This window comes from Caballeronia sp. SL2Y3, from assembly GCF_022879575.1.
Classification (GTDB): domain Bacteria; phylum Pseudomonadota; class Gammaproteobacteria; order Burkholderiales; family Burkholderiaceae; genus Caballeronia.
In genome coordinates this window covers 232,709-248,507 of the sequence record NZ_CP084263.1, presented here as the reverse complement: position 1 = coordinate 248,507, position 15,799 = coordinate 232,709, and the positions used below count along the sequence as shown (strand labels likewise).

Genomic DNA, 15,799 nt, shown 5'->3' with positions numbered 1-15,799 from the left:
TAGTGTTGGTGTTCTTTGTTGGCTTCTCATCGGCGCCGTCCCAGCGGCGCGCACAAATATACGAAGCCGAAGATCGCCGCGTCTTGCGGGAAATAATCAGTCGCGATGCAGAAATCCGCATAGTTGCGCAGTGTTCGGGCGGCAGAGGCGTTATGCGCGTTGACTAGTCGGGTTTGTACCCGTGTGTGCCGCACGCGAAGCTATGCCGATTTCATCACTCGCGCAGACGCGTTCGGCCAAGACGCTGGCAGTGCGCGCGCTTACCATTGCCTCATGAACACACTCACTCATATCGAAGTCGTCGACTCGCATACCGGCGGAGAGCCGACTCGACTCGTCATCGCAGGCGGCCCCGATCTCGGTCTCGGTCCGCTGTCCGAACGCCTCGAGATCTTTCGCCGGGACTACGACCGCGTGCGCGCCGGCATTGTCAACGAACCGCGCGGCTCGGACGTGATCGTCGGCGCGCTGTTGTGCGAACCGCACGACGCATCGTGCTCGGCGGGCGTCATCTTCTTCAATAACGTCGGCTTTCTCGGCATGTGCGGTCACGGCACCATCGGGCTCGTCGTTTCGCTCGCACATCTCGGGCGCATCCAGCCCGGCGTGCATCGCATAGAAACGCCTGTCGGTATCGTCGAAGCCGAACTGCACAGCGATCTCAGCGTGACCGTGCGCAACGTTCCCGCGTACCGTTACCGTGTGCAAGTGCCGCTCGACGTGCCGAAGCTCGGGCGCGTTCATGGCGATATCGCGTGGGGCGGCAACTGGTTTTTCCTCGTGTCCGATCATGGTCAGGCGCTCGATTTCTCGCGCGTCGAATCACTGACGGACGTTGCATGGGCGATTCGTGAAGCCCTCGAAGCGAACGGAATCACGGGCGAGGGCGGCGCGCTCATCGACCATATCGAACTGTTCGCCGATTCGGCGACGCCCGATGTCGATAGCCGCAACTTCGTGCTGTGCCCCGGCAAGGCGTATGACCGCTCGCCGTGCGGAACGGGCACGAGCGCGAAGATCGCATGCCTCGCGGCCGATGGCCTGCTTGCGCCGGGCGCGCTCTGGCGGCAGGAAAGCATCGTCGGCAGCGTGTTCGAGGCGCGCTATGAAAGCATGGGCGATGACGTCGGACGCGTGCGGCCCAGCGTTCGCGGAACCGCGCACGTGAACGCCGAAGCGAAGCTCGTCTTTTCCAGCGACGATCCGTTCGCGTGGGGCATTCGCACGTGAAAGCGAGTGCCGTCTCGGGACATGCTTGCCCGGATGTGATCGTGATCGGCGCGGGCATCGTCGGCGCCGCGTGCGCGCGCGAACTCGCGAGCAAGGGCATGGATGTGCTCGTGCTGGATCGCGCGGGAATCGGCGGGGGCGTGACGGCGGCTGGCATGGGCCACGTCGTGGTGATGGACGATACGCCCGCTGAATTCGCGCTGTCGTCGTGGTCGCGTCAGTTATGGCTCGACCTCGCGCCGCGTCTCGACAAGCATCAGGCTTTCGTGCGTTGCGGAACGCTATGGGTTGCCGCCGACGACGAAGAATTCGATCTCGCGCATGAGCGTCGCGTTTCGCTCGCGCGCGAAAATATCGCATGCGACATGCTGGATGCGCAGCAGTTGCGCGAAGCGGAGCCCGAACTGCGCGAGGGCTTCAGGGGCGGCATGATCGTTCCCGATGATGCCGTCGTCTACGCGCCGGCCGCCGCTGCGTGGCTGATCGCAGACGCGTCGGGTGGAGGCCGCGTGAGCTGCAGGCTAGACGCAACGGTCGCGCGATTGACGCGCGAAGGCGTCGTGCTGGCGAGCGGCGAAGTCATCGCGGCGGGCGCGGTGCTCGTCGCGAATGGCTTGCAGGCCATCGACTTGATGCCCGATTTGCCGATGCAGGCGAAGAAGGGGCATCTGCTCATCACGGATCGCTATCCGGGCACCATCCGGCATCAGATTCTCGAACTCGGCTATATCAAGAGCGCGCACAACGCGAGCGGCACGTCGGTGGCGTTCAACGTGCAGCCGCGTCCGACCGGGCAATTGCTGATCGGCTCGTCACGGCAGTTCGACAACGCGGATTCGACCGTCGAACCCGAGATCATGGCCCGCATGCTTCGGCGCGCGAGCGAGTATCTTCCCCGGCTGCCTGCGCTCAATGCGATCCGCGCGTGGACCGGCTTTCGGCCCGCGACGCTCGACGGCCTGCCGCTCATCGGCCCGGCTGCGCACTTTATTCACAGCGACGCGGCACACGTTCCGGTGTGGATTGCGACGGGACACGAAGGACTGGGCGTGACGACGGCGCTCGCCACCGCGAAGCTGATCGCCGCGCAGATGACGGGCGCGACGTCTCAGCTGCCGATCGACGCGACGCCGTACCTGCCGTCGCGTTTCCAAACGAGCCGCGTGACAGGCGGCGCCAGCAACGGAGCCATGCATGTCTGAGCAATCGTTGACGGTCCGAATCGATGGACGCGCCTTGAGCGTGGCGAGCGGCAGTTCGGTGCTGGCGGCCGTGGCCCTCGCTGCGGGTGGAACGGGTTTCGTCACGCGGCGCTCGGTGAGCGGTGACGCCCGTGGCCCGTTATGCGGGATGGGCATCTGCCAGGAATGCAGGGTGACCATCGATGGCGTGCGGCATCGGCTCGCCTGTCAGACCTTGTGCGCGCAGGGTATGTCGGTCGAGACGGGAAGCACAACATCATGAAGTTCGATGTCCTTATCATCGGCGCGGGTCCCGCGGGACTTCATGCGGCGCGCGTGGCGGCAGAAGCGGGCGTGCAGGTCGGCATCATCGACGATAACGCGCTGCCCGGCGGGCAAATCTGGCGGCAAGGGCCGCAACACGCGCCGAAAGGCCCGGCGCGCGCCGCCATCGACGCGCTTGCTCGGCATCAGAACATCGCACGACTTTGCGGTACGCGCGTGGTGCAATCACTGACCGGTAAGACGCTGCTCGTCGAAGATGCCGCGCGCGGCTATCGAGTCGGCTACGAGAAGCTGATTGTCGCGACGGGCGCGCGCGAACGTTTTCTGCCGTATCCCGGCTGGACTTTGCCGGGCGTGACGGGCGCGGGCGGCTTGCAGGCGCTGATCAAGGGCGGCATGCCGGTCGCGGGGCAGCGTGTCGTGGTAGCGGGCACCGGGCCGCTTCTTTGGGCGGCGGCCATCACGGCGCGTCAACACGCCGCTACGGTGGCGGCTATCGTCGAGCAGGCTTCGGCAAGCCATGTTCGGCGCTTCGCTGCCGGGCTGCTGAAGACGCCCGCGAAGCTCGTCCAGGCGGCGCGCATGCGCTTCGATTTACGCGCGACGCCGTATTATCGCGGCGCTTACGTCTCAGAAGCGCACGGCGAGACGCATCTAACCCGGGTGCGCGTGCGTCATGGCGACGAAGACATCGATATCGATTGCGATCGCCTCGCTTGCGCATATGGACTCGTGCCGAATGTTCAGGTCGGCATCGCGCTCGGCTGTCAGATTGTCGAGGCACCGTTCGAAGCAGCATTACGCGTCGATGAATGGCAGGCCACTTCCGTGCCCGATGTCTATGCCGCAGGCGAATGCACGGGCGTGGGCGGCATGGAGCTTGCCGCGCTCGAAGGCCGAATAGCCGCGCATGCGGCAATAGGCAATCGCGAGCACGCGCGCAAGTTATTTGCAGCGCGCGACGCTTATCGGCAATTCGCGCGACGCATGCACGAGGCGTTCCGTTTGAATCCTGAGCTTCGCGCGTTAGCCCAAGCGGACACCATCTTGTGCCGATGCGAAGACGTCGCTTTCGGCGATGCGTCGAAGTATCGCTCGTGGCGCGATGCGAAGTTGCACACGCGCTGCGGCATGGGTCCTTGTCAAGGAAAGATCTGCGGAGAAGCGGCTGCGTTCTGTTTCGGCTGGAAGACGGATGCGCAACGCCCGCCATTCGTCCCGGCGCGCATAGCAACGCTACTGGAGGTCGAGCCGCCTCTCGTCGACGAGCATGCGCAATGAAGTCGAATCGGCACACATGCGTCGCTGTGCCGATTTCGTCACTGACCAACAGGAATCGACGCAAGCCTTAATGCTTCTGACTTGTGATACCGCGGCATATCGCGAGCGGTATCGGCGAGTTCAATCAACGAATCATAGTCACCGAATGTCGAGGGCAACAACATGGGCAACAACATCTTCACGGGCACCATTCCGGCGCTCATGACGCCGTGCACGGCCGAGCGCACGCCGGACTACGACGCGCTCGTCTCCAAAGGCCGCGAACTCGTCGGTCTGGGCATGAACGCGGTGGTGTACTGCGGATCGATGGGTGACTGGCCCCTTCTGAGCGAAGCGCAGCGTCAGGAAGGCGTGGCGCGGCTGGTCGATGCCGGCGTCCCGACTATCGTCGGCACCGGTGCGGTGAATTCGCGGGAAGCCGTATCGCATGCAGCGCACGCGGCGAAGGTCGGTGCCAGCGGGCTGATGGTCATTCCGCGCGTGCTGTCGCGCGGTGCGTCGCCCGCCGCGCAAAAGGCGCACTTTTCTGCCATTCTCGAAGCGGCGCCTGCGCTCCCCGCAGTCATCTATAACAGCCCTTACTATGGCTTTGCCACGCGTGCCGATCTGTTTTTCGAGCTGCGGGCGAAGTATCCGAACCTGATCGGGTTCAAGGAGTTCGGCGGTGCGGCGGACATGCGCTATGCAGCGGAGAACATCACCAGCCAGGACGAGAACGTCACCTTGATGGTCGGCGTGGACACGCAGGTCTTTCACGGCTTCGTCAACTGCGGCGCGCGAGGTGCGATCACCGGCATCGGCAATGCGTTGCCGCGCGAAGTCTTGCAGCTGGTCGATCTGTGCCGCAAAGCGAGCGATGGAGATATGACGGCGCGTCGTCAGGCACGTGAACTCGAAAGCGCGCTTGCAGTGCTTTCATCGTTCGACGAAGGCACGGATCTGGTGCTGTACTACAAATACCTGATGGTGCTCAACGGCGAGAAGGAATACACGCTTCATTTCAATGAGACGGATGCACTGAGCGAAGCGCAACGCCGCTATGCCGAGACGCAATTCGAATTGTTCAAGAAGTGGTATGCCGGTTGGTCGAAAGAGGTGAGTGCGTGATCCCTGGTTGAGAAAGAGCGGCTTCGGAAGGGGCCGCGTATAACTTTCTCCACTGCACTATGTGCACCGAGGTATTCGCCCGATTCGTGGCATCATGACGCACACCTTCACACTACTCGGAGAGCATGCGTCATGGCCACTTACATTGTCTTCACAAGAGAGAGCACGCAAGATCAAGGTGAACTCGACCAGTATCAAAGCAAGGTCGGCGAAACCCTGCAAGGTCATCCGGTAAAAGTTCTCGCCGCCTACGGACCTCAGCAAGTCCTCGAAGGCGACGCGCCCGAGGGTGTCGTGATCGTAGAGTTTCCGTCTACTGACGCAGCGCGCGCGTGGTACGACAGTTCGGCATATCAAGAGGTCGCGCAGCACCGATTCCGCGGTGCGCGGTATCGCGCCGTTCTTGTCGAAGGCGTGTAGCGCGAACCGCCAGTGAGCGATCGACCCGATTTGCCCGGGCGATCGTCTCAGGCGCTATAAACTTCTCTCTCCAAAAGTCACTTTGCAGTTCCCGAGATCGGCGTCGGTCTCTATGTGACTTTACGGGCCCGCTTCTCTTACTTTCTTCTTCTTTCCACGCGATCGCGTGCTGTGCGCCGGCACGAGAAGCTCTCCGATCATGAAGGTCTCCTAAACGTGAGTAACAGAGGTTCGATGCCTTCCTGCCGTTGAAGATGGGTACGGCAGGTTCACTCGCATCCCGGATTAATGGCGCCCCTAAGCAGGGGCGTTGTCCCTATACGCGAAGCCAAGTGGGAGCCTTGCACAGCTACCACTGTACAACCCCAAAGCAATTAGAACTGCAAACGATCACTCGTTCGGTATTGCCCTCCGTCGATGGCTCATTCGCGCGCCGATCCGCCAAGTAACTCACCGCCTCATCGCCGGACTGAGGTAACAGCTAAACTTAAGCGATTCGTATGAATAATAAGAGCCTCGCGGCAGACATGTAGGCACGACGCCCACTGCCAAAATTTATCGGAAATACCTACTCATTCTGAGTCGACCGTTACAAGAACTCGGAATAAACCTATTAATTGGAGGTCATTATTTCACGCAAAAAGTCTGATCTTTCTCCGAAAGAGAAGTACTGCTAGCGGTTTTTTCTCCTTACGGTATGAGAATACGCTCGTGCTTTGCTCTTTCTTTCTGTTACATCGCGAAACCCATTCGGTAGATTCGGGACATTAAACTTCGGCCTCCTTGAGCAAACATGAATAATTTCCCGTGTCGTCGAATCGTCTACTTAAAGCACAGAGCGAAAATTCCCTGATCGGCGTTGCAGCCGACGCAAGCGGACCCCTTACGCGTAGAAAATTCCTGTCGTTCATGATGGCGGGCGCGGGCAGCGCCGCCTTGGCCGCCTGCGGCGGCGGCAGCGAAATGGGCGCCGATGGACTCGGCGATACCGCAGCCGTGGCGAAGGCCGCGTCGTCGAACGGAACGGCTATTCCGCCGGCAGCATCCATCACCGATAGCTCGGGCGCCGTGTGGACGCTCGTTGGCGGTCATGCGGTGCGCAACGGCACGTCGATGAGCACCGGTTCCCCGGTCGCGTACACCACACTCGTGTACCTCAACGGCGCGATCTATGGCCGCAACACGGCGGGCAACTGGTTCAAGAGCGGGACCACGCCGTGGCAGAACCTCGGCACGGCAGACCCGCGCGTCGCCGCTTCGAGCACCGGCTCGCAAGGCACGAGCAACACGAGCACGGCCGGCGTGCTGCAAGACAAGTCGTTCGGCGTGAAGGGCGATGGCTCGAGCAACGACCGCGCGGCGCTTCAGGCTGCCATCGACGGCTCGGTCGGCCAGATTCTGCTCATCACGGGCAAAAGCCGCATCGACGCAACTGGCCTCACGCTGCGCTCGAACACGCATATCCGCTTCGCGCCGGGCGCGTCGATCAAGATGCTGTCGCACAACAGCAGCACGTATCAGATGATGCGCGTGTGGGACGTGAGCAACGTGAATATCGAAGCACCGTACCTCGATGGCAGCAAGGAACTGAACTCGGCCGGTTCCGGCGAATGGGGCATGGGCATCTCGATCAACGGCTCCACCGGCGTCACGATCACCAACCCGACGACGATCAACTGCTGGGGCGACGGCATCTACATCGGCAATAGCCAGAGCGGCTCGAACAAGCCGAGCTCGAACGTATCGATCAGCGGCCACCACGCGAACGGCTGCCGCCGTCAAGGCGCGACGATCACGTCCGGCAGCGGCATCACGTTCAACAATCCGCTTTGGGAGAACATCTCGGGCACCGCGCCGGCGTATGGTCTCGACATCGAGCCGAACAACAACGACGCAGTCCTCCAGGGCATCAAGATCGTCAGTCCGACGACTCGGGGTTGCTCCGGCGGCGGCATTCTGGTCTACCTCGGCGCGTTCCCTGGAGCGGTCGCGAAGAACGTCGACATTCAGATCACGAACCATACCGACACCTGCACGAGCGATTCGTTTGCGGTCGGCGGTCTCCGACTGAATGGCTGCGTCGTGACGGGCGCGATCACTACCACGAACCCGGTGTGGAAGCGCAACTGGTATCTCAGTCAGTGGGACAGCAACGGCCCGAAGGTGTCGGTCGTGAATCCTAAGATCGGCTAAGCTCGAAGCACGAGCGACGTAGCGAACCGTTCTCAACAACAACGAACGGTTCGCTACGAAGCATTTAGAAGTAGTTAGGAAGCCGTACTACCTAGCAATAACTGATCAGGCGAGCCGTTGCGCGATAGCTTCGCCGACTTCCTTCGTGCTGGCCTTGCCGCCGAGATCGCCCGTATGCGGTCCTTCCTTCAGCACGGCCTCGATGGCGGACAGAATCGCATCGTGCGCGGGGCGCTGACCGAGAAAGTCGAGCATCATCGCGGCGGACCAGATCATCGCGATAGGATTGGCAATGCCTTTGCCCGCGATATCCGGCGCGGAGCCGTGCACGGGCTCGAAGAGCGACGGAAACGCGCGCTCGGGATTCATGTTCGCGGACGGCGCAATGCCGATCGTGCCGGTGCAGGCGGGGCCGAGGTCCGAGAGAATGTCGCCGAAGAGATTCGTTGCGACGACCACATCGAAGCGATCCGGGTTCAGCACGAAGCGCGCGCACAAGATGTCGATATGCTGCTTGTCCCATGCGACATCCGGATACTGCGCGGCGATTTCGGCGGCGCGGGCGTCCCACCACGGCATGCTGATGGAGATGCCATTGCTCTTGGTCGCCACCGTGATTTTCTTCGCGCGTTGCTGCGCGAGATCGAACGCGAACTTGAGCACGCGCGTAGCACCCTGACGCGTGAAGATAGAGGTTTGCGACACGAATTCGCGCTCGGTGCCTTCGAAACTGACTCCTCCGACGGACGAGTATTCGCCTTCGGTGTTTTCGCGCACGATCATGAAGTCGATGTCGCCGGCCTTGCGGTTGGCGAGCGGCGACGGCACGCCTTCGAAGAGACGCGCCGGCCGCAGGTTGATGTATTGATCGAACTCGCGGCGGAACTTGAGGAGCGACCCCCACAGCGAGACGTGATCGGGGACGCTTTGCGGCCAGCCGACGGCGCCGAACAAGATGGCGTCGGCGGTTTCGAGTTGCGCCTTCCAGTCGTCGGGCATCATCTGGCCGTGGGCGGCGTAGTAGTCGCAGCTTGCCCATTCGATGTGCTGGTACTCCAGCGCGATGCCGAAGCGTTTGCTCACAGCATCGAGCGTGCGCAGTGCTTCGGGCATCACTTCCTTGCCGATTCCATCGCCGGGAATCACGGCTATGCGGTACTGACTCTTTGACATTTCAGTTGGCTCCTGTCTGGGCGTTTTTTATTGCTGCGCTTGCCTGATCGTACTCGGGTTCTCGCGGTTCTTACATTCTGAGCCAGGTCGTTTGGCGTTGCCCTCCGACTTCTTATTGCCGCAAGCATGGCGCAAGGCACGGCGCATGCTTCGCACCGGGATTCCCGCAAGGAGATCCCATGAATACCTCATCGACCGCGACCGCGCTGGACGTGGACGCGCCGCATGCGCAGCGCGTCGCCTGCACGCTCAAGATCAACGGCGAAGCGCGTAGTTTCGACATCGAGCCGTGGACCACACTGCTCAACCTGCTGCGCGAACACTGCCAGCTTACCGGCACGAAGAAGGGCTGCGACCACGGACAATGCGGCGCGTGCACTGCGCTCGTCGATGGCCAGCGCATCAATACGTGTCTCGCGCTCGCCGTTTCGTACGACGGCGCTTCCATCACCACCATCGAAGGCTTGGCTGACGGCGACGCGCTGCATCCTATGCAGCGGGCGTTCATCGACTGCGACGCCTTTCAATGCGGCTACTGCACGCCGGGGCAAATCTGCTCGGCCGTCGGCATGCTCGCGGAAGGACACGCCCACGACGCCGCCGAAGTGCGCGAAGCGATGAGCGGCAACATCTGTCGCTGCGGCGCGTATCAGAACATCGTGCACGCCATCCTGCAGGCGTCGGGCGGGCAACGGGTGGAAGGGACCGACATTCAGAACGAGGAGGCGCGTCCATGAACCGCTTCTCCTACACGCGCGCGAACGACGTATCCGCAGCGCTCGACGCGCACCGCGCGCCGTCGGCGGCGTTTCTCGCAGGCGGCACGAACCTCGTGGATCTGATCAAGGAAGGCGTCGCGCGCCCCGAAAGCCTCGTCGATATTCGACGTCTGCCGATGACCGGCATCGAGCCGAACGCGGACGGCGGCATGGACATCGGCGCGCTCGCCACGAACAGCGCCGTGGCCTACGACGAACGCATCGAGTCGCGCTATCCGCTGCTGTCGAAGGCGATATTGGCCGGTGCTTCGGCGCAGATTCGCAATGTCGCGACCGTCGGCGGCAACATGCTGCAACGTACGCGCTGCCATTATTTCTACGACACCGCCACGCCGTGCAACAAGCGCCAGCCGGGCAGCGGCTGCGGCGCGATGAATGGCGTCAACCGCATTCACGCCATTCTCGGCGCGAGCGAGCATTGCATCGCCGTTCATCCGTCGGACATGTGCGTGGCGCTCGCCGCGCTCGACGCGTCCGTGCGCGTGACGAGCGACGCAGGCGAGCGCGTGATCCCGTTCGACGCGTTTCACCGGCTTCCCGGCGATACCCCGCACATCGACACGAACCTGCGCGACGACGAGATCATCGTCGGCATCACCTTGCCCGCCGATGGCTTCGCGCAACATAACGCCTACGTGAAGGTGCGAGATCGCGCGTCGTATGCGTTCGCGCTGGTGTCGGTCGCGCTCGCGCTGAAGCTCGACGGCTCTCGCATCGAAGAAGTGCGTTGCGCGCTCGGCGGCGTGGCGCATAAGCCGTGGCGCAACCGCGACGCCGAAGCCGCGCTGCGCGGCAAGACGCTCGACGCCGCCACCGTGCGCGACTTCGCGAGCGCAATGGTGCGCGACGCGCGCGGCCGTCCCGGCAACGCATTCAAGATCGAACTGACCGCGCGCGCCATCGAGCGCGCTTTCGAACAGGCATCGGGTATCAGCCTCGCCAGCAGAGAGGACGACGCATCATGAATTCTCCGAACGAACTGGAACGCATCGCGCGGCAGGGCGCGCACTTCAGCGGCAAGCCCGTCAACCGCGTCGACGGCAGAAAGAAGGTGACGGGCGAGGCGCGCTACGCAGGCGAATTCTTCGCGGATGACATGAGCTATGGCTTCGTTCTTCCGAGCCGCATCGCGAGCGGGCGCATCGTGTCGATCGAATCGCGGCGCGCGCTCGAACTGCCCGGCGTGCTGATGGTGCTCACGCATGAGAACCGGCCCGAGTTGCCGCTTAACGACGCCGCATGGAAGGACCAGTCCGCGCCGGGCGGCATGCCGTTTCGGCCGCTCTGGGACGATCGCATCTGGTATAGCGGGCAGCCGGTCGCGCTCGTCGTCGCGGAGAGTTATGAGCTCGCGCGACATGCGGCGTCGCTGATCGAAGTGACCTACGAGCGCACGAGCCACTGCACGGATTTGCGCGAAGTCGAAGCCGACAGCTATCCGCCATCGACCGAGAAGGGCGGCTTCGAGCCGCCGCCACCGCCGCGCGGCGATGCGGACGGCGCGCTGGCCGCCGCCGCGTTCAAGATCGACAGCCGCTATTCGACGCCGGCCGAGTATCACAATCCGATCGAACTGCACGGCTGCACGGTCATTCCCGAGCCGTCCGGCAAGTTCACCGTCTATGAAAAGACGCAGGGCGTGCTCAACACCAAGCAGTATCTGACGAAGATCTTCGGCTTCGACGACGACATGCTCGAAGTCGTCTCGCCGTTCGTCGGCGGCGCGTTCGGCTCGGGCTTGCGTCCGCAATATCATCTGCCGCTGGCCGTCATGGCCGCGCGCGATCTCAAGCGGCCCGTGCGCGTGGTGTTGACGCGGCAGCAGATGTTCACGTTCGCGCATCGGCCGATGAGCCTGCAACGCGTCGCGCTGGCCGCGAATCGCGACGGCAGGCTCGAGGCGGTCATCCACGAGGCGGTGTCCGAGACATCCCAATACGAAGACTACTGCGACGTCATCGTGAACTGGGCCGGACAGTTGTATGCCTGTGACAACGTGCGGCTGGACTACAAGGTGAGCAAGCTCGACGTGCCGACGCCCGCCGACATGCGCGCGCCGGGCGCGGCGCAGGCGCTTTTTCCGCTGGAAATGGCAATGGACGAACTCGCCGAGGCGCTCGGCATGGACCCGCTGAAGCTACGGCTCATCAACTATGCGGAGCGCGACGGGAACAAGAACCTGCCGTTCTCCAGCAAGGCGCTGCGTGAATGCTTCGAAGAGGGCGCGGCACGCTTCGGATGGGACAAGCGCCCGCTCGCGCCGCGCTCGATGCGCGAAGGGAACGAACTCGTCGGCTGGGGCATGGCGACCGGCATCTGGGACGCCATGCAGAACGAGGCGTCCGCGTTGGCGGAGATCGGCGCCGACGGGCGTGTCGTCGTGTCGAGCGCCACAGCGGACATCGGCACGGGCACTTATACGGTGATGACGCAACTCGCCGCCGATGCGCTCGGCGTGCCGCTCGAACACGTCGAATTCCGTCTGGGCGACAGCCGTTTGCCGAAGGCGCCGCTCGAAGGCGGATCGTGGACCGTGTCGTCGGTCGGCAGCGCGGTGCATGCGGCGTGCACGCGCCTGCGCGGCAAGCTCGCGTCGATCGCGAAGGAACACGGCGGCGATGCCTTCGCACGCGCGCAGCCGGACGCCGTGCGGCTCGACGGCGAATACGTCGCGTGCGGCGAGGGCAACGAGCAACGCGTGTCGCTGCGCGAACTGATGACGCGCGCGGGCCTCGACACGCTCGATGCGCAGGTGACCGTGACGCCGCACGACAAGCAGCAGTCGTACTCGATCGGCACGCATTCGGCGGTGTTCGTCGAAGCGCGCGTCGATGCCGCGCTCGGCACCGTGCGCGTGACGCGCGTGGTCAACGCGGTGGCGGCGGGTCGCATCGTGAATCCGAAGACGGCGGCGAGTCAGGTGTCGGGCGGCGTGGTCTGGGGCATCAGCATGGCGCTGCACGAGCACGGGCAGTTCGATCACGAGCTCGGCCGGCAGATGAATCACAACCTGTCGGAGTATCACGTTCCGGTGAACGCGGATATACACGACATCGACGTGATCTTCGTCGACGAGCACGACGACGTCGTGAATCCGCTGGGCGCGAAAGGCGTGGGAGAGATCGGCGTGGTCGGCGTGGCGGCGGCTGTCGCCAACGCCATCTGGCACGCGACGGGCAAGCGCGTGCGGGACTTGCCGATCACTCTGGATACGCTTTTCGCGTGACGGCGGAACGGCGCGGGCGTACGTCCGCGCCGCCTTGCTAGCTGTATCTCCGCTCAAACCACTACACCTATCCGCGACAGCGCAAGTCGAAGAACGAAGAAGCACACGGAGGACAACAACGGCATACCCATGATTAGCGACGACCCGCGCCGCAACTCTGTCGAAGAGACCAGCACGTGCAGGCGCAAACCGGCGTCCAGCGCTTCCTCGAACACATGTTTAAGCGGGATCATTTGCGTTCCACCACGACTTCGAGATATTCACTTGGCAAGACGAGCGTCTCATCGCCGGAACGATTGCGACTCCCGATAAGCGCCATCAGATCGCCGAGAAACGCGGCTTGCCGCTCGCCTTCGAGCGAGGCGAACGCCTTGTTCATCGGGCCGTAGTAGCTGCGGAATACATCGACGAAATGCTCCGCCGACCGATACCGGAAGACGAACTCACGCTTCACTGCGCTGATGCGCGCGGCGCCGCTTCCCAGCAATTCGGCGAGGCGCGTCTCCGTGCCCCACAGCGCCGGCGACTTCACGCCAGTGGGCGGCGTGATGTATTGGCCCATCGTCTTGAAGACCTGTCCGATGAAACTCTCCGGCGTCCAGTTCGCGAGGCCGATTTTTCCGCCCGGCCGGCACACGCGCATCAGTTCGCTCGCCGCCTGTTGCTGATTCGGCGTGAACATCACGCCGAACGTCGATAGCACGACATCGAACGATGCATCCGGGAAAGGCAAGGCTTCGGCGTCTGCTTCCTGGAAGTGAACGGCGAGGCCTTCGGCTTGCGCGCGTGCGCGACCTGCATCGAGCGGCGAAGCGACGTAGTCGGTGGAGACGACGTCGCAATAACGGCGCGCGGCGGCGAGCGTCGCATTGCCGTTGCCCGCTGCGACATCCAGCACGCGACTGCCTGCGCGCAAGTCGAGCGCCTCGCAAAGACTCTCTCCGACGATCTGCAAAGTCGTGCCGATGACTGCGTAGTTGCCCGTGGACCAGGCGGCTTGCTGACGAACCTTGACGGCGGCGAGATCGGCGGCGGGCGAGAATGCGGTAGCGACTGCGGACATGACATGGCTCCTGATAGACAAGATGGCAGCGCGGCGAGATCGCTTAGGTGTGCTGCCTGTTTGCGGACTACTACGGAACAACTCGTATTACTCGGCGACGCTCGTACCAGAGCCGCCCATTTCCTTCGGCAAGTCCTGCATCTTCGGCAGACCGTCCTTCATCGGCAGCTTCGATTCCTTGTAATTCACATGCACGCCGGGTTCGTACGGGAAGTCGTCGATCACGGCGGCATAGACGTCAATCAGCCCCCAATGCGGATGTTCGGTGAAAAGATGCCCGCCGCAGATCCTGCACCATTTTCGATAGCTCTGCTCAGTATTGTTGTAAGTGGCGATATGGTCCGCTCCGCGAATGATGCGCAGCGCATCCGGCTTCCAGAGCGTGAACGCGTTGACGGGGCCCGCGGACCAGCGTCGGCACGATTCGCAATGGCAATAGCCCATGCCTTCGGGCTTGCCGTTCACCGTAAAGCGCACTGCGCCGCAAAAACAACTGCCTTGGTAAGTAGCTGTGTCATTCATCTGCAGACCCCTCGTTAGTGTGGGTTGGCGAACGCAACGTCTAGGCTTAACCTTGCGTCAGTGGTGTTTCGCGTGGATGCCAGTATCGGCGCGCGGAGCCCTTCGTTGAATGACCGGGCGTCCAGATGTTTTGCGCGGGACGCCGAAACTTTGGGACTGGCCATGGATGCGCTTTCCGACGTTCTTCGTCTTCTGCGTCTCAGCGGAGCCGTGTATCTGAACGGCCATTTCACGGCGCCATGGTGCGTGTTCGGGCAAGTTGCGCCCGCCATGTGCACGACGTTCCTGCCGCGCGCCGAACGCGTCGTGTCGTTTCACCTCATCCTGGAAGGGTGGTGCAGGGCAGCGTTGACCGACGATCCCGCGTCGGCCGTTCGCGTCGATGCGGGGGAACTACTCGTCGTGCCGCGAGGCGAGGCGCATCTGATGGGCAGTTCGCTGGATCTCGATCCGACACCCGCCGAGGAACTCGTGGCGAGATATCTGGCGACGTCGCCCGGCGACGTGATGCGGCTATGTGTCGGTGGAGACGGCGCGGGTAAGGAAGGAGGAAAGGAAGCGGGCCGCACGCGCATCGTCTGCGGCTTTCTCGCTTGCGACGATATGCTGGTCAATCCAGTGCTTGCATCGTTGCCGCGTCTCTTCAAGATCGACATGCGCAACGACCCGCAATCCGCGTGGCTCGAATCGTCGCTGAGATTCGCGGTGATGGAGGCGGCCGAGTGGCGTCCCGGCAGCGCGACCGTGCTTGCGCGGCTTTCTGAACTGCTCTTCGTGGAAGCGGTGCGGCGCTGCATCGCTTCCATGCCCGAGGATCGCCGTGGCTGGCTCGCGGGCGTCGAAGACCGCTTCGTCGGCAAGGCACTTGCGTTGCTGCACGCGCAACCGGGTCATGACTGGACCGTCGATGAACTGGCGCGCCGCGTCGGTCTCTCGCGTTCTGCGCTTGCGCAGCGCTTCACGCAATTGCTCGGTCAGGCGCCGATGCAATACCTCGCGTGCTGGCGCTTGCAAGTGGCCGCGCAAGACCTGCTCGCCGGGCCGCGTCCGATTGCGGCAGTGGCGGAGCGCGTGGGCTACGAATCGGAGGCGGCGTTCAATCGGGCGTTCAAGCGCCAGTTCGGCATGCCGCCTGCAAGCTGGCGGCGTAGTCAGGGCCGCGCGGTAGGCGATGCCTCGTCGAGCGTGGTCGGTGGCGAAGCGGACGAGGAAGCGTGCGCGTCATTCGCCGTGCCAACGGGCGTGGGAACGCATCGCGAACATCGTATTAACGACGCCGCGTAGAGTCCGGCACTTCGATCGGGCCAGCGTGAATGGCTACGATCGGCAAAACGCCACG

General features: G+C 63.2%; 14 protein-coding genes. 11 read left to right on the top strand and 3 right to left on the bottom strand.

The genetic code is table 11. The annotated features are described in order from the left end of the window. Positions 1-273: 273 nt before the first annotated feature. From LDZ26_RS23435 to LDZ26_RS23405, 7 genes are all read left to right on the top strand, one after another. Positions 274-1,230 carry a 4-hydroxyproline epimerase gene (locus LDZ26_RS23435; RefSeq protein WP_305038328.1) on the top strand — a complete coding sequence of 319 codons (957 nt, stop codon included), beginning with the start codon at positions 274-276 and terminating at the stop codon, positions 1,228-1,230. Continuing rightward, complete coding sequence (locus LDZ26_RS23430; RefSeq protein WP_244851689.1) at positions 1,227-2,432, top strand: FAD-binding oxidoreductase; 1,206 nt, start codon at positions 1,227-1,229, stop codon at positions 2,430-2,432. Before LDZ26_RS23435 ends, LDZ26_RS23430 begins: the two co-directional genes overlap by 4 nt. Continuing rightward, positions 2,425-2,694, top strand: a complete 270-nt coding sequence (locus LDZ26_RS23425; protein WP_244851688.1) for a 2Fe-2S iron-sulfur cluster-binding protein — start codon at positions 2,425-2,427, stop codon at positions 2,692-2,694. The genes LDZ26_RS23430 and LDZ26_RS23425 overlap by 8 nt, the downstream gene beginning before the upstream one ends. Then, the gene (locus LDZ26_RS23420) at positions 2,691-3,977 is read left to right on the top strand and encodes an FAD-dependent oxidoreductase (protein ID WP_244851687.1); all 1,287 of its coding nucleotides are present in this window, start codon (positions 2,691-2,693) and stop codon (positions 3,975-3,977) included. Before LDZ26_RS23425 ends, LDZ26_RS23420 begins: the two co-directional genes overlap by 4 nt. 162 nt (positions 3,978-4,139) lie before the next feature. Further along, positions 4,140-5,084, top strand: a complete 945-nt coding sequence (locus tag LDZ26_RS23415; RefSeq protein ID WP_244851686.1) for a dihydrodipicolinate synthase family protein — start codon at positions 4,140-4,142, stop codon at positions 5,082-5,084. Positions 5,085-5,216: 132 nt separating this feature from the next. Next, on the top strand, positions 5,217-5,504 hold the full coding sequence (locus tag LDZ26_RS23410; RefSeq protein WP_244851685.1) for a DUF1330 domain-containing protein: 288 nt from the start codon (positions 5,217-5,219) through the stop codon (positions 5,502-5,504). 909 nt (positions 5,505-6,413) lie between these two features. Continuing rightward, complete coding sequence (locus tag LDZ26_RS23405) at positions 6,414-7,697, top strand: right-handed parallel beta-helix repeat-containing protein (protein WP_244851684.1); 1,284 nt, start codon at positions 6,414-6,416, stop codon at positions 7,695-7,697. Positions 7,698-7,802: 105 nt separating this feature from the next. On the opposite strand, the gene LDZ26_RS23400 is transcribed toward LDZ26_RS23405, so the two are convergent. Further along, entirely contained in the window at positions 7,803-8,870 is a 1,068-nt protein-coding gene (locus LDZ26_RS23400) for a tartrate dehydrogenase (RefSeq protein WP_244851683.1), read from the bottom strand. A 179-nt stretch (positions 8,871-9,049) separates the two neighbouring features. On the opposite strand from LDZ26_RS23400, the gene LDZ26_RS23395 reads away from it, so the two are divergent. Genes LDZ26_RS23395 through LDZ26_RS23385 form a run of 3 tightly spaced genes read left to right on the top strand, consistent with a single transcriptional unit; the run spans position 9,050 to position 12,875 of the window. Beyond that, the gene (locus tag LDZ26_RS23395) at positions 9,050-9,607 is read left to right on the top strand and encodes a (2Fe-2S)-binding protein (protein WP_244851682.1); all 558 of its coding nucleotides are present in this window, start codon (positions 9,050-9,052) and stop codon (positions 9,605-9,607) included. Beyond that, entirely contained in the window at positions 9,604-10,614 is a 1,011-nt protein-coding gene (locus LDZ26_RS23390; RefSeq protein ID WP_244851681.1) for a xanthine dehydrogenase family protein subunit M, read from the top strand. The genes LDZ26_RS23395 and LDZ26_RS23390 overlap by 4 nt, the downstream gene beginning before the upstream one ends. Then, complete coding sequence (locus tag LDZ26_RS23385) at positions 10,611-12,875, top strand: xanthine dehydrogenase family protein molybdopterin-binding subunit (protein ID WP_244851680.1); 2,265 nt, start codon at positions 10,611-10,613, stop codon at positions 12,873-12,875. Before LDZ26_RS23390 ends, LDZ26_RS23385 begins: the two co-directional genes overlap by 4 nt. A gap of 229 nt (positions 12,876-13,104) precedes the next feature. Here LDZ26_RS23385 and LDZ26_RS23380 read toward each other — a convergent pair whose 3' ends face one another. Next, positions 13,105-13,938 (bottom strand): class I SAM-dependent methyltransferase, encoded by an 834-nt coding sequence (locus LDZ26_RS23380; RefSeq protein ID WP_244851679.1) that lies wholly within the window; start codon positions 13,936-13,938, stop codon positions 13,105-13,107. Positions 13,939-14,025: 87 nt separating this feature from the next. Next, positions 14,026-14,460, bottom strand: coding sequence for a GFA family protein (locus tag LDZ26_RS23375; protein ID WP_244851678.1), 435 nt, complete (start codon positions 14,458-14,460; stop codon positions 14,026-14,028). Positions 14,461-14,622: 162 nt separating this feature from the next. On the opposite strand from LDZ26_RS23375, the gene LDZ26_RS23370 reads away from it, so the two are divergent. Continuing rightward, complete coding sequence (locus LDZ26_RS23370) at positions 14,623-15,744, top strand: AraC family transcriptional regulator (RefSeq protein WP_244851677.1); 1,122 nt, start codon at positions 14,623-14,625, stop codon at positions 15,742-15,744. The last annotated feature ends 55 nt before the right edge of the window (positions 15,745-15,799 follow it).

Bases quoted from the DNA above. Each gene is read 5' to 3' on its own strand.
- LDZ26_RS23435 (WP_305038328.1), top strand. From the start codon at position 274: ATGAACACACTCACTCATATCGAAGTCGTCGACTCGCATACCGGCGGA.
- LDZ26_RS23425 (WP_244851688.1), top strand. From the start codon at position 2,425: ATGTCTGAGCAATCGTTGACGGTCCGAATCGATGGACGCGCCTTGAGC.
- LDZ26_RS23420 (WP_244851687.1), top strand. From the start codon at position 2,691: ATGAAGTTCGATGTCCTTATCATCGGCGCGGGTCCCGCGGGACTTCAT.
- LDZ26_RS23415 (WP_244851686.1), top strand. From the start codon at position 4,140: ATGGGCAACAACATCTTCACGGGCACCATTCCGGCGCTCATGACGCCG.
- LDZ26_RS23410 (WP_244851685.1), top strand. From the start codon at position 5,217: ATGGCCACTTACATTGTCTTCACAAGAGAGAGCACGCAAGATCAAGGT.
- LDZ26_RS23405 (WP_244851684.1), top strand. From the start codon at position 6,414: ATGATGGCGGGCGCGGGCAGCGCCGCCTTGGCCGCCTGCGGCGGCGGC.
- LDZ26_RS23400 (WP_244851683.1), bottom strand. From the start codon at position 8,870: ATGTCAAAGAGTCAGTACCGCATAGCCGTGATTCCCGGCGATGGAATC.
- LDZ26_RS23395 (WP_244851682.1), top strand. From the start codon at position 9,050: ATGAATACCTCATCGACCGCGACCGCGCTGGACGTGGACGCGCCGCAT.
- LDZ26_RS23390 (WP_244851681.1), top strand. From the start codon at position 9,604: ATGAACCGCTTCTCCTACACGCGCGCGAACGACGTATCCGCAGCGCTC.
- LDZ26_RS23385 (WP_244851680.1), top strand. From the start codon at position 10,611: ATGAATTCTCCGAACGAACTGGAACGCATCGCGCGGCAGGGCGCGCAC.
- LDZ26_RS23380 (WP_244851679.1), bottom strand. From the start codon at position 13,938: ATGTCCGCAGTCGCTACCGCATTCTCGCCCGCCGCCGATCTCGCCGCC.
- LDZ26_RS23375 (WP_244851678.1), bottom strand. From the start codon at position 14,460: ATGAATGACACAGCTACTTACCAAGGCAGTTGTTTTTGCGGCGCAGTG.
- LDZ26_RS23370 (WP_244851677.1), top strand. From the start codon at position 14,623: ATGGATGCGCTTTCCGACGTTCTTCGTCTTCTGCGTCTCAGCGGAGCC.